The 11,954-nt window shown below is 69.4% G+C and carries 13 protein-coding genes and 1 pseudogene; 9 read left to right on the top strand and 5 right to left on the bottom strand.

Going from position 1 to position 11,954, the window contains the following annotated elements; genetic code table 11:
• Positions 1-131 precede the first annotated feature (131 nt).
• From AB0L89_RS06975 to AB0L89_RS06960, 4 genes are all read left to right on the top strand, one after another.
• A complete protein-coding gene (locus AB0L89_RS06975; RefSeq protein WP_365135509.1) occupies positions 132-851 on the top strand; it encodes a methyltransferase in 720 nt (239 codons plus the stop codon).
• A gap of 70 nt (positions 852-921) precedes the next feature.
• A complete protein-coding gene (gene hisN, locus AB0L89_RS06970; RefSeq protein WP_365135506.1) occupies positions 922-1,713 on the top strand; it encodes a histidinol-phosphatase in 792 nt (263 codons plus the stop codon).
• Positions 1,714-1,778: 65 nt separating this feature from the next.
• Positions 1,779-3,344: a carbamoyltransferase C-terminal domain-containing protein gene (locus tag AB0L89_RS06965; protein ID WP_365135503.1), complete on the top strand. Its 1,566-nt coding sequence runs from the start codon at positions 1,779-1,781 to the stop codon at positions 3,342-3,344.
• Between the two features lie 354 nt (positions 3,345-3,698).
• Positions 3,699-4,961: an alpha/beta hydrolase gene (locus AB0L89_RS06960; RefSeq protein ID WP_365135500.1), complete on the top strand. Its 1,263-nt coding sequence runs from the start codon at positions 3,699-3,701 to the stop codon at positions 4,959-4,961.
• Between the two features lie 645 nt (positions 4,962-5,606).
• Here the strand turns inward: AB0L89_RS06960 and AB0L89_RS06955 are convergent.
• Positions 5,607-6,300, bottom strand: a pseudogene (locus AB0L89_RS06955) (SDR family oxidoreductase).
• Between the two features lie 95 nt (positions 6,301-6,395).
• On the opposite strand from AB0L89_RS06955, the gene AB0L89_RS06950 reads away from it, so the two are divergent.
• Positions 6,396-6,542: a hypothetical protein gene (locus AB0L89_RS06950; RefSeq protein WP_365135498.1), complete on the top strand. Its 147-nt coding sequence runs from the start codon at positions 6,396-6,398 to the stop codon at positions 6,540-6,542.
• 4 nt (positions 6,543-6,546) lie between these two features.
• On the opposite strand, the gene AB0L89_RS06945 is transcribed toward AB0L89_RS06950, so the two are convergent.
• Positions 6,547-7,059 carry a carboxymuconolactone decarboxylase family protein gene (locus tag AB0L89_RS06945; RefSeq protein WP_365135629.1) on the bottom strand — a complete coding sequence of 171 codons (513 nt, stop codon included), beginning with the start codon at positions 7,057-7,059 and terminating at the stop codon, positions 6,547-6,549.
• Positions 7,060-7,143: 84 nt separating this feature from the next.
• Between AB0L89_RS06945 and AB0L89_RS06940 the strand changes: the two genes are divergently transcribed.
• The 3 genes from AB0L89_RS06940 (at position 7,144) to AB0L89_RS06930 (ending at position 9,462) form a co-directional block, all read left to right on the top strand.
• The gene (locus tag AB0L89_RS06940) at positions 7,144-8,079 is read left to right on the top strand and encodes a pirin family protein (RefSeq protein ID WP_365135495.1); all 936 of its coding nucleotides are present in this window, start codon (positions 7,144-7,146) and stop codon (positions 8,077-8,079) included.
• Between the two features lie 22 nt (positions 8,080-8,101).
• Entirely contained in the window at positions 8,102-8,446 is a 345-nt protein-coding gene (locus tag AB0L89_RS06935) for a GNAT family N-acetyltransferase (RefSeq protein ID WP_365135492.1), read from the top strand.
• A gap of 443 nt (positions 8,447-8,889) precedes the next feature.
• Entirely contained in the window at positions 8,890-9,462 is a 573-nt protein-coding gene (locus AB0L89_RS06930; RefSeq protein WP_365135489.1) for an antibiotic biosynthesis monooxygenase, read from the top strand.
• A gap of 56 nt (positions 9,463-9,518) precedes the next feature.
• Here the strand turns inward: AB0L89_RS06930 and AB0L89_RS06925 are convergent, their stop codons facing one another.
• On the bottom strand, positions 9,519-10,250 hold the full coding sequence (locus AB0L89_RS06925) for a MerR family transcriptional regulator (RefSeq protein ID WP_365135486.1): 732 nt from the start codon (positions 10,248-10,250) through the stop codon (positions 9,519-9,521).
• A gap of 54 nt (positions 10,251-10,304) precedes the next feature.
• Between AB0L89_RS06925 and AB0L89_RS06920 the strand changes: the two genes are divergently transcribed.
• Complete coding sequence (locus tag AB0L89_RS06920; protein ID WP_365135483.1) at positions 10,305-10,592, top strand: hypothetical protein; 288 nt, start codon at positions 10,305-10,307, stop codon at positions 10,590-10,592.
• 103 nt (positions 10,593-10,695) lie between these two features.
• On the opposite strand, the gene AB0L89_RS06915 is transcribed toward AB0L89_RS06920, so the two are convergent.
• Both AB0L89_RS06915 and AB0L89_RS06910 read right to left on the bottom strand, forming a co-directional pair.
• Entirely contained in the window at positions 10,696-11,130 is a 435-nt protein-coding gene (locus tag AB0L89_RS06915; protein ID WP_365135480.1) for a Dabb family protein, read from the bottom strand.
• Entirely contained in the window at positions 11,127-11,774 is a 648-nt protein-coding gene (locus AB0L89_RS06910; RefSeq protein ID WP_365135477.1) for a TetR/AcrR family transcriptional regulator, read from the bottom strand. The genes AB0L89_RS06915 and AB0L89_RS06910 overlap by 4 nt, the downstream gene beginning before the upstream one ends.
• Positions 11,775-11,954: the final 180 nt, after the last annotated feature.

Here is an 11,954-nt window from a genome sequence, read left to right as displayed (position 1 = left end):
CACGCCCTCTCCCTGCCCACCTTCACCAACTGGCCCGACGACGAACCACTCATCGAGGCCTACGCCGAGGCCTTCCACAAGATCGGACGACACCGGGAAGCACTCGTGCGGTACGCGGCCGGGACGGCCCGATGACCCACACCAGCGGAGAGGCAGAGACCATGACCGTCGAGGAGTCCCCCGAGACCGTGGCCCAGGTCCTCCAACACGCCCTCGTGGGTGAGGACCTGCCGGACTCCTTCACCTTGCTGGGGCGGAAATGGAGCCTGCACCGAGGCGTGTTCCCCAGCACCCTGAGCGCCGCCACCGAGGTGCTGGCCTCGATGGTGCCCTACCCCAAGGGCGGCTCCTTCCTGGAGGTCGGCTGCGGCACCGGCGTCATCTCCGTCACCGCCGCGTTCGAAGGCTGTGCCTCCGTCACCGCCTTGGACATCAACGAAAAGGCGGTGGCCAATACGGCCGCCAACATCGAGCGGCACGGCGTGAGCGACCGCGTGCGCGTCCTCCACAGCGACATGTACGCGGCCCTTGAGCCCACCGACCGGTTCGACGCGATCTTCTGGAACGTGCCCTGGACGTACGTGGAGGACGGCTTCCCGCTCTCCACGGACCTGCACTCCGCCGTCTTCGACCCCGGCTACCAGGGCCAGTCCCGCTACATCGCCGGCGCCCACGAGCATCTGACCGACGGTGGCCGCCTGCTGATCGGCACGGCCGACCTCGGCGACCGCGCACGGCTCGACGCCGTCGCCGAAAAGGCGGGCATGCGGGTCGACATGCTGGACCGCGTGCGCCGGATCGAGGAAGTGCGGGTCATGGAGTACCACCTGCTCGAACTGCACCCGAAGTGATCCGGCGGCCTAAGGCGCTTCGCCGAGGGCCGAACCCTCCAGACCTACGACGTGTGCAGTGAGGCTCCCCATGCCACGACAGGACGACCTCGAACTGGCCCTGGAACTCGGCGACATCGCCGACAGCATCACCAGCCGCCGTTTCCAAGCCCTTGACCTGCGGATCCAGGAGAAGCTGGACCGTACGCCCGTGACCGACGCGGACACCGCCGTCGAAGTCGCCGTACACGAGACGCTCAAGTCCGCCCGTCCGAACGACGCCTTCGCCGGTGAGGAGACCGGCGGCTCCGTCACGGCCGGGCGCACGTGGATGGTCGACCCCATCGACGGCACCAAGAACTTCCTGCGCGGAGTGCCGGTCTGGGCCACCCTGATCGCCCTCCTCGAAGACGGCCGCCCCACCGTCGGCGTCATCAGTGCCCCGGCCCTGCGGAGCCGCTGGTGGGCGGCGGCCGGGAGCGGCGCCTGGCTGCGGCGCGGACCGAGCGACAGCACCCCCGTGCCTCTGCGGGTCTCCGGCAACACCAGCCTCGCCCACGCCTATCTGTCCACCACCAGCACACGAACCTGGGACGTCTTCCACTCACGTGAGGCGTATCTCCGCCTGGCCGAAGCGTGCTGGGAGGACCGTGCCTTCGGGGACTTCCTCCAGCACTGCATGGTGGCGGAAGGGACCCTCGACATCGCGGCCGAACCCGTCGTCAACCCCTGGGACATCACCGCCGTACAGATCCTCGTGGAAGAAGCAGGCGGTCTCTGCACCGACCTCCTGGGCGCCTCGCCCCAGAACGGCACCGGCGCCCTGTCCGCCAACCCACGGCTGCATCAGCTCGCCCTGCGAGTCCTCTCGCCCTCGGTCTGACCCCGCCCCCGCTTGATCCCGGCACCCAACTGTCAGGTCGGAAATCCACAGAGAAACGGACCATCATGCTGATTCTGTCCTTGAAGGAAGGCCATGACGGGGCGATCGCAGCCGTCGAAGACGGCAAGCTGCTCTTCTCCCTGGAGGCGGAGAAGGACTCGTTCATCCGCTACAGCGGCCTGACCGCCGAGGTGTTCGCTGTAGCGGCGGACCGTCTGGACAAGCAGCCGGACGTCATCGCCGTGAGCGGCTGGATCAAGGGGACCCAGGCCACCGACCAGCCCTCGCGTGCCGGGTACTACGGCGTGGGCGACTCCGCGATATCGGACAAGGCAGGACGGTTTTTCGGGAAGAACGTGCGCGTCTTCTCCTCCACGCACGAGCGCTCCCACATCATGACGTCCTATGGGATGTCGGCCTTCCGTCGGGACCAGCCCTTCTACAGCCTGGTCTGGGAGGGGAACATCGGCTCGTTCTACCGCATCGACGAGCGCGGGAAGGTGACGCACCTCCAGGAGGTGCTCAACTACCCGGGCAACAAGTACTCCTACGGCTTCGCGCTCGCCGACCCCAAGTACAGCCCGCACGAAGAGTTCGTCCGCTTCCAGGACGCGGGCAAGCAGATGGCCCTGGCCGGCTTCGCGGAGGACCGAGCGACGACCGAGGCGGAGCAGGAAGTCATCGACTTCATCCTCGGCCAGAGGAACGTCATCACCGGCAGCCTCAAGGACCGGATGACCGACTCCCCCTTCCACAACATCGGCGTGGAAACAGACGCGTACAAGAGCCTCGCCGCCCGCCTGTCGGACGCGATCTTCGACCGGTTCCACGCATACGCCCGAGAGCATTTGACGGAGGGCCTTCCCCTGCTCATCTCGGGAGGCTGCGGGCTCAACTGCGAGTGGAATCGCCGCTGGCGCGAGTGCGGGCTCTTCCCTGGGGTCTTCGTCCCGCCGTGCCCCAACGACAGCGGTTCCGCGATCGGAACGGCCATCGACGCCCAGCACTTCTACACCGGGTCGGCCGACCTGGACTGGGACGTCTACGCGGGCGGCGAGTTCGTCGAGGACGTGGCGATCGACCCACAGCGCTACGAGACCCGCTCCCTGGACCACGGCGAGGTCGCCCGCTACCTCCGCGACGGGAACATCATCGGCTGGGCACGGGGCCGCTGGGAGATCGGTCCCCGGGCGCTGGGGAACCGGTCGATCCTGGCCGCCCCCTTCACCGAGGAGACGACAGACAGGCTCAACAAGATCAAACAGCGCGAGGGCTACCGTCCCATCGCCCCGATCTGCCTGGAACAGGACGTGGGCCGCTGGTTCGGTGGCGGAGTCCCCGACCCCTACATGCTGTACTTCAGCCAGGTCGCGTCCGGAGAACTGCGCGCGGTGACACACGTCGACGGAACGGCTCGCACCCAGACCGTCGACCCGACGGCGAACCCGCACATGGCCGAGCTTCTGACCGCCTTCGGCGAACTGACCGGATTCAGCGTCCTCTGCAACACCTCGCTCAACTATTCCGGCCGCGGATTCATCAACTGCACCAGCGACTTGATCGCATACGGCGAGCTCCACGGACTGGACGGATACGTCGTGAACGACACCTTCATCACCCTGCGCCAATGACGCACCCGGCACAGAAGCCGGCAGGGATGCGGCTGGCGCCGCCGGTTCCGATCGTGACCGGGAACTCATGACATGCCGTTCACCGGAGGTACGTCGCCACAGTGACGGGAAGGCGTGTGGCCGTCAACGAACGTGACGGTCTCCTCAAGCGGTGCCCGGCCGGTGCGCGGACCGGCCGCCGTGATTCGGCCGCTGGTACTCACGCGGCGAAGCCCCCGGGTCGCTCCGGTCGGCACTGCCGGGTCGGCGCCGTCCAGGACCAGCCAGTCCCCACTCACCCCCGACGAACGGCAGGGGCCCACCCCGCACGTTCGCCGGTACCGGGCGCCTTCCCTGCTTTCTACGCTCCCCAGCATGATCAGCATGCGCACTCACCGCAAGGCCACCGCCTTCACGCGGCACCGGACCGCCGTCGCCCTGTTAGCCGTGTCGCTCCTGGCCCCCACCACCGCAGCATGCGCCGACACCGACAGTGCCGCGGCCGCCAGGTCCGCCTCCCCGGCGCCGACGGAAGTCAGGCTCTCCCTCCCCCGCCCTTCCGGTCCCCACCGGATCGGGCGAGACACCCTCCACCTCGTGGACGAGGCACGCCGCGATCCATGGGTGCCCTCCACTGGGGCCCGGGAGCTGATGGTGTCCGTCTTCTACCCGGCCCGGCGCGACGACAACGACGCCCGTGCGCCATACCTGGCGACCAAGGAAGCCGCACTACTCCTGAAGGGGCAGAAGCTGGACCAGCGGTTCGACGCCGAGCAGTTGACCTCCGTCCACACCAATGCGCGCCTCTTGGCCCGTGCCGCCCCAGGCAGGCACCCACTCGTCGCGCTCTCCCCTGGCTTCACCCTGCACCGGGCCACCCTCACCGGACTCGCGGAGTCGCTCGCCTCCCGAGGCCATATCGTCGCCGTCGTCGACCACGCGTACGAGTCCTACGGAACGGAGTTCCCCGACGAGAAGGGTTCCGCGCGCATGCGTACCTGCGTCGCGTGCGAGAAGGTCGGGGAATCGCCGAGCACGGGTACCGGGGAGAACAAGGTGCTGGCCGCGGCCGCACGGAACCGAGCGGAGGATCTTTCCTTCGTCGTCGACGAGCTGACCGCCCCCTCCCGCCGCGATGACGGGCGGCACCCGGACTACGCGGCGCTCATCGACCCCCGGCGGATCGGTGCCGCCGGTCACTCGCTCGGTGGAAACGCGGCGGCCGTGGCGATCGGCACCGACCCGCGTATCCGCGCCGCCGCCAACGTGGACGGCACATTCTTCGCTCCGGTCCCGTCCGCCGGCACCAGTCGCCCCGTCCTCATGCTCGGCACCGACAAGAAGCACCACCCCCGGGCCGACGACACTACCTGGCTCCGCGAATGGCGTCGGCTCGACGGCTGGAAGCGCTGGTTCACGGTCGCGGGCTCGGGCCACTTCACCTTCACCGACCTGCCGGTACTCAGCGGTCAGCTCGGAATGACCGACCCGTCGGCCCCGCTGTCCGGCACACGCTCGGGGCAGATAACCAACGGATACGTCACGGCCTTCTTCGACCGGAATCTCCTCGGCCGCCACCGCCCCCTGCTGGACGGCCCGTCGAAGGCCGATCCGGAGGTCGCGTTCCACTCGCCCTGACTGAGCGTCTGGTCCGGTGATCGGCGTTTGGTTCCAGGGTTGGCTTTCGAGCCAGTTGGGGGGTGTTCTCGTCGGTGAGCGTTTCGCACTGCTTCATGGCATTGAATGCTTTTTGGTGATCTGGCCGTGTTGGGGCGGGTGGGGGCAGCGAGCGAGGAGGCAATGATGGGGCGGTAGAGGCCTGTTTCGTCCCGGTGCCTCCTGTCTCCTCCCGGCTCGGCCCGACTGCCGAGCCGGCGCAGCCCGCCCACGGCGAGGGCATCGAGGAGGAGCTCGACCTCCCGCCACCGGGCCTTCGCGCGCCCTCCCGCCACGAGGCCGAGGACGAGTGCAGCACAGGCCCCATGTCAGCGGGGCCCACTGCGCACAGAAGCCCCTACCGGATCGGATCCGGCGGGGGCTTGTGCATGTCACATGCGTCACACGGCCCGGTGGATGCCCCCTGCCGCATAGGGCTTGGGGCCGCGGACGATCTCGCGAAGCGCCTTGCGTCTCACTGTGTCCGTGAACGGACCAGCTCTGCAAGCCGCTTCCGAGATCGGTTCGGCGGAACACGCCCTGGTCGCCAACCAGCGGTCCGGCTCTCGACCGCTACGACACCGGGACCTTCGCATCGCCCATCGGCATGCCGAGATGCCTTCGAGCTCAGATCTGGTTCAGGCCCCCGTCGACGTACAGGCTCGAACCGGTGATGAAACTGCTCTGCCCGGAGGCGAGGAAGGCCACGGCGGCGGCGATCTCCTCCGGCTGCGCGAGCCGGCCCAGCGGGACTTGCGCCGCGAGGTGCTGCCGCAGGACGGCGGACCGCTCCGGGTCGGGTGCGAGTCCCGACAGGCCAGGAGTGCCGGTCGGGCCGGGCGTGACGGCGTTGACCCGGATCCCGCGGCTCTTGAGTTCATCGGCCCAGGTCCGGGCAGAAGACCGGATGGCGGCCCTGGAGGCCGCGTACACGCCGAACGCCTCGGCGCCGACCCACGTTGGTGGAGCCGTTCAGGATCACCGAGGCGCCATCATTGAGTAGAGGCAGCGCCTTCTGGACGGTGAACAGCGTGCCCCGGACGTTGATCCCGAAGAGCGTGTCGAAGTGACCCTCCGTGATCTGCTCCAACGGGGCGAACTCCGCGACGGATGCGTTCGCGAACAGCACATCCAGACCTTGCCCACGGCCACGGACCGCCTCGTAGAGCCGGTCCAGGTCGGCCAGGTCAGCGATGTCGCCGATCCCGGCGGTCGCCGAGCCGATCGTTTCGACGGCCGCGTCGAGTTCGGGCTTGCGACGGCCGGTGATGAGCACGTGCGCCCCCTCGGCCGCCAGCCGCACAGCGCCGGCCAGGCCGATTCCAGTGCTGCCCCCGAACCGGGCTCGCCGCCGACTCCGGCCCGGCCGGCGGGGCGGCGCCCCGTCCCGGCCGGCGGGTCCTGTCCGTACTGGCGATGTTCCTCGGCGCCCTCGTCGGAGCCGTCCTCCTGGAGGTCGGGCTCTGGCTCATCCCGGGTGTCGCGCTGACGCTGCTCGTCGCGGGCGCGGTGGTGGTGTGGCGGCTCTCGGCCCCGGGTGTGGGCTGGGCGACGGCGCCGTAGGGGTTCAGCGGGCGGGAGTCTCCCGTACCGGGTGCTTGCTGAGGATCGAGACCCGGTTGAAGGCGTTGATCGTGATCGCCGTCCAGACCACGGCGGCGATCTCGTCGTCGTTCAGCACCTGTCCCGCCTCCGCGTACGCCCGCTCCTGGGCGAGGGCGTCGGCGGGATGGGTGGTGGCCTCCGCGAGGGCGAGGGACGCACGCTCGCGGGCGGTGAAGGGCTCGGTGTCCCGCCAGGCGGCGAGCACGCCGAGGCGCAGGGTGGTCTCCCCGGCGCGCAGGGCGGCCCGCGTGTGGACGTCGAGACAGAAGGCGCAGCCATTGAGCTGGGACACACGGAGGTTGACCAGCTCGACCAGGAGCCGGTCGAGGCCGGCCTCGGCGGCCGTCGCACGGACGGCGTCCGCGGTCTTGACCAGCGCCTGGTACGCGGCGGGGCTCTGCTTGTCGAGGTAGATCCGGCCTTGGTCCGGTGGGCTTCCGCGGCCTGTGCGGTCTCGATCGCCTGTGCTCCTCAGCCTGTTGTCCCGGGTTGTCTTCGGAACTATGATCACTCACGGTCGTTGAAATCGAAACTACTTTTGTCGGGAGAAGGCCGGGAGATGGATCACACGGAGATCGAGGCAGATGTCGAGGTCCTCACCGCCCGGGACGTCCCGCTGGGCGGCCCCCGGGCGATGACCGTACGGCGCACCCTGCCGCAACGGGCCCGGACGCTGATCGGGGCCTGGTGCTTCGCCGACCACTACGGCCTCGACCGGGTCGCCGACTCCGGCGGCATGGACGTCGCGCCCCACCCGCACACCGGGCTCCAGACCGTCAGCTGGCTGTTCGGCGGGGAGATCGAGCACCGCGACAGCCTGGGCACCCACGCCTTCGTGCGGCCCGGCGAGATCAACCTCATGACCGGGGGTCACGGCATCAGCCACACGGAGGTCTCCACCCCCGGCACCACCGTGCTCCACGGGGTCCAGTTGTGGGTGGCCCTTCCCGACGAACACCGCCACGCGCCACGCGAGTTCCAGCACCACGCGCCCGCGCCGCGCCGCGTCGACGGCGCGGAACTGCGGGTCTTCCTGGGCACTCTCGTAGGCGACACCTCCCCCGTGCGCACCTTCACCCCGCTCCTCGGAGCCGAGGTCCTGATCGACGCCCATGCCACCGTCACCCTTGACATCGACCCCGACTTCGAGCACGGACTCCTCGCCGACGAGGGCGACGTACGCCTCGACGGAACCCGCCTGCGCCCCGCGGAACTCGGCTACGCCGCCCCCGGCCGCGCCGCCCTCACCCTCACGAACGACTCCGACCGCCCGGCCCGGACGGTCCTCCTGGGCGGCCCGCCCTTCGAGGAGGAGATCGTGATGTGGTGGAACTTCATCGGCCGCAGCCACCAGGACATCGTCGAGGCACGGGACGACTGGGAGCGCGCCTCCGACCGCTTCGGCACCGTCGACGGCTACCCCGGCGAGCGACTGCCCGCCCCCGCCCTGCCCCACGCCGTCATCGCGCCCCGCAAGAACCCCTCACCCCGCTGACCCGAACCGGAAGGCCGCCCTCATGAGCGAGCAGACCACCGCTGCCCCCGTCGTCCGCCGCGTCGACGCCCGCCACCGTTACGAGATCCTCGTCGACGACGACCGCGCCGGCCTCACCGCCTACCGCGACCGCGACGACCAGCGGGGCTTCTTCCACACCGAGATCGACGACACCTACGCCGGCCAGGGACTCGCCGCGATCCTCGTCGAACAGGCTCTCACCGACGTCCGCGCCTCCGGAATGCGGATCATCCCTGTCTGCCCCTACGTGGCCAAGTTCCTGACCAAGCACGGGGAGTTCGCGGACATCACGGACCCCGTCACCCCCGAGGTCCTCACCTGGCTCGACTCCCGGCTGGGGCGCTGAGCTCCTGACCGAACAGCGCCGCGCGGGCGATCCGCCCCGATGCGATTACTTCTCGACGGCGGTCGTCTTCGCGGCCCCGCACTCCTGCACGCTACGAGCGACTGGGGTGACCGTATTGACCCTCAGCGCACAGGAGTTGGCACGGCGACGCACAAACGGCCCGGACGGGCAGTCGCGCGTCATGACGCGCCTCCGCGGCCGGTCCCCTGCCGATTCGACTGTCCTCGCCTGCCGATTCCACGGTCGTCCGCCACGGGGACCTCGCACGTGCGCCCGGCGGCCGACCGCACCTCGTACCGCTCTGCCTGCTTCGGAATGCCGAGGCCGAGGGTGAGACCGCCACGGGGAAGGTGCCCGATCGCACGGGCCGTCTTCGCCCCTCAAGGCACCGCGTGCGAACGCGTAGAGTACGGCCGGGCGCGGTGAGATCATGAGGAGTTCGTGTGACCGCGGTCAGCCTTGAACACGCCACCGTCCCCGCCGACTCGGGCGAGGTGACGCTTCTGATAGCCCGGCGGGTGGAACCCGGCTACGAGGCCGCTTTCGAGCGGTGGGCGAAGGGCATCCTGGAGAGCGCCGCCGCCTTCCCCGGCCATCTCGGCCACGGCTTCTTCCGCTCCTCCGGCGGCGACGCGCCCTGGTTCCTGGTCCACCGCTTCCGGGACCAGGAGGCATGCCGGGCCTGGCAGGAGTCGCCCGAACGCGCTTCGTGGTTCGCCGACTGCGACGGGCACCACCACACCGAGATCGCCCGGCGGACCCTCACGGGCATGGAGACCTGGTTCGCCGAACCCGGCTCGACGCGGCCGGCACCGCCCCGCTGGAAGATGGCCATCAGCGCGACCCTGGCGATCTACCCGATCTCCGTACTGGGAAGCCTCTTCCTCGTCCCGCGCCTGGCCTCGCTCCCCCTCCTCCTCAGCAGCGCGGTCGTCGCCGTCGTCTTCAACGTCCTCATGACCTACGTGTCCATGCCCACCGTCAGCAGACTCCTCCGTCGCTGGCTCACCCCGTAGCGCGCTTCCCGGGCCGTTCGACCTCCGGGTTCTGCCGTTCCGGGCCGGGCCCCGGGTCAGGCGTCTCGTTGTGCGCGAATGAGCGTGTCGAGTCGCTGCCATGCGGGGGATGATGCGTTGACCGTGCCCTGGATGAGGGCGGGGATCTCGGAGGCTTTATCCAGCTCGGGCGGGTCGTCGGATCCGTAGCGTTTCCGGGTCGCCTCGGTGATCCGGCGGGCGAGGTCGTCGATGCGGGGATCGTCGGCGTGGAGGTCGTGCGCATGGTCGTAGTCGAGGAAGAGCTGCCGTAGCGCCGGGTCGGCGAGAGTCTCGGCTTGGTCGTGAAACAGGGTGGTCGCGCGGTCCGGGTGGGTGGCGAACACGAGGATCCACAGGTCGCGTTGCAGGTCCACCCAACGAGGGGTGAAGCCCCAGCGGGCCAGGTGCTCCAGATGGGCACCGACCTCGGTGGGCAGCGGCGCCAGACACCCGGCGGCGAGCTGGCGCAGACGCCCTTGCGTTGCCCGCAGGCCACGAATGCGGCGGGTGAGGTCGTCGTCGATCTCTCGCAGCGCCCGCTGGAACTCCTCATCGGTCGCTGATCTCAGGTCCCGGACACGGGCCAGGGGGACGCCGGCTTCGGCGAGCGTCCGGATCTTGATCAGGTCGATGGCGTCGTTCGCGCCGTACCGTCGGTAGCCGGACGCATCACGGTCGGGCTCGGGGAGCAGCCCCTTGTCGTGATAGACGCGGATGGCCTTGATCGACACTCCGACGTACCTGGCCAGCTGCCCGATGGTGATCACCCGGCCATCGTTCCACTTGACCTTTCCCCTGGGGCAGGGTTGCAGCATGACGTCATGGCGAACATGAATGTCGATCGGGAGACCCTGCGCGAGCTGGCCGATGAGGGCAGCGAGACCGCTTTGGACCGGCTGGCCGACCTGGCCGACGCGGCCGACGAGGTCGGGGAGCTGAGCGAGCTGCTGGACGAGGGATCCCTGCACGCCGGGTTCCTGCTCACTCGACGGGCGGCCGCCACCGGCGACCTGCGCGAGCTGCAACGCATCTCCGACGCGGGGTATGAGGAGGCCGGAAACGAGTTGGACCGGCTGCTGAAGGCACCGGCCGACGGGCATCGGGATTGAGGATCCGACCGGCTGCCACGGCCCGCCCGCCTACGTCTCCCCCGAGCCCCCGCCCCAGCCGAGAAATGACGTGCTTCACCGCGGCGGCCATCGACTCAGCCCTTCAGCCTCCAGCGCCGAGGGGGCTGTTGGTGGGGGCAGGTGCGCTGCTGCCGGTGTAGGACGGGAGGTCGGCCACCAGCTTGGTGAGGGCCGGGTCTCCGGCGTAGCGTCGCGCGTGCAGGTCGGCGATCTTCTGGGCGATGTCGGGGGCGTCGCTGTCGGTGGTGTCGTAGGAGACGAAGGACTCCAGCAGCGGCAGACCGATCCGGTCGGTGTGGGCGTGTGAGGGCGCCATCAGATACTCCCAGTACCCGTCGAGGTCCTTGAGGACGAAGACGGCGCCGTACTCGAACTCGCCGCCGATGTCTCTGCCGACGACGTACTGTGCGACCGCGTCGATCGACTCGCCCTGGTTGCGCAGGCTGGCGAGGGCTTCCTCGCGCTGCTCGGCAGTGACAGTCGTCTTGAAGGTGAAACGGTTGTGGTGGTAGATCATTTCGCTCCCCTGACTTTCGGACGATCGGCAAGCGGGCGGTGTTCATCGGGCTCCGGAGGCGGGCCGGACCAGTAGGCGAGCAGCGCCGTCACCGCCTGGTCGGCCAGGCGCAGGGCGCGGTCGAAGCCGATGTCCTCGATCGACCCGATGGACGCAAGGCCGTGCAGCGTGCCCCACAGCAGTTCGCAGGCGTCCTCGACACTGGCGGGTTCGGCTGCGGTCTCGGCGGCCCACGCATCGATGAGCTGCCTGGTGAAGGCGATCACGTCGCCGGCGGCGGCACGACGGGAGGAGGCATCGACGTCCGTGCCCAGTGCGCCCGACATGAGCTGGTAGAGGCCGGGCCGCGACCGCGCGAACTCCAAGTAGGCGACCGCCGCCAGATGCGGACCCCGTGCCCCCGTCCCGCCGGCCACCGCGACCCGCATCCGCTGCACCAACTCACCGTTGAGCCGCTCCAGCAATGTGTGCAGCAGGGCCTCTTTACTCGGGAAGTGCTGGTAGATCACGGGCGCGCTGTAGCCGATCTCGGCGGCGATCCGCCGGATCGTCACCGCCTGCCAGCCCTCGGCCTCGGCCATCCGGCCCGCTGTTTCCAGGATCTCGGCGAACGTCCGCCGACGTACCTCTTCCCGCCTCCCCATCATGAACTCCTAACGACGTTAGAAAAGCTAACACCGTTAGCATTATGTGCGCTCCCGAACCTGTCAAGCTGTGCCGCCAGAGAGGACCCGTACCGCTCAGGCGCATCCCACCAGGCCGCCACGGTGCGGAACTACGAAGGCCGCGTCACGCGAACCACTCCCCGTAGGCCCGCGTCTCAT

The sequence above is a fragment of the Streptomyces sp. NPDC052114 genome (assembly GCF_040680155.1).
Classification (GTDB): domain Bacteria; phylum Actinomycetota; class Actinomycetes; order Streptomycetales; family Streptomycetaceae; genus Streptomyces.
The sequence above is the reverse complement of the archived record's forward strand: the minus strand, read 5'-3'. Positions and strand labels throughout refer to the sequence as shown.

What these genes read in the sequence shown, in the direction of transcription:
- AB0L89_RS06965 (WP_365135503.1), top strand. Translation starts at nt 1,779, where the DNA reads ATGCTGATTCTGTCCTTGAAGGAAGGCCATGACGGGGCGATCGCAGCC.
- AB0L89_RS06940 (WP_365135495.1), top strand. Translation starts at nt 7,144, where the DNA reads ATGGATCACACGGAGATCGAGGCAGATGTCGAGGTCCTCACCGCCCGG.
- hisN (WP_365135506.1), top strand. Translation starts at nt 922, where the DNA reads ATGCCACGACAGGACGACCTCGAACTGGCCCTGGAACTCGGCGACATC.
- AB0L89_RS06960 (WP_365135500.1), top strand. Translation starts at nt 3,699, where the DNA reads ATGATCAGCATGCGCACTCACCGCAAGGCCACCGCCTTCACGCGGCAC.
- AB0L89_RS06950 (WP_365135498.1), top strand. Translation starts at nt 6,396, where the DNA reads ATGTTCCTCGGCGCCCTCGTCGGAGCCGTCCTCCTGGAGGTCGGGCTC.
- AB0L89_RS06975 (WP_365135509.1), top strand. Translation starts at nt 132, where the DNA reads ATGACCCACACCAGCGGAGAGGCAGAGACCATGACCGTCGAGGAGTCC.
- AB0L89_RS06910 (WP_365135477.1), bottom strand. Translation starts at nt 11,774, where the DNA reads ATGGGGAGGCGGGAAGAGGTACGTCGGCGGACGTTCGCCGAGATCCTG.
- AB0L89_RS06915 (WP_365135480.1), bottom strand. Translation starts at nt 11,130, where the DNA reads ATGATCTACCACCACAACCGTTTCACCTTCAAGACGACTGTCACTGCC.
- AB0L89_RS06935 (WP_365135492.1), top strand. Translation starts at nt 8,102, where the DNA reads ATGAGCGAGCAGACCACCGCTGCCCCCGTCGTCCGCCGCGTCGACGCC.
- AB0L89_RS06920 (WP_365135483.1), top strand. Translation starts at nt 10,305, where the DNA reads ATGGCGAACATGAATGTCGATCGGGAGACCCTGCGCGAGCTGGCCGAT.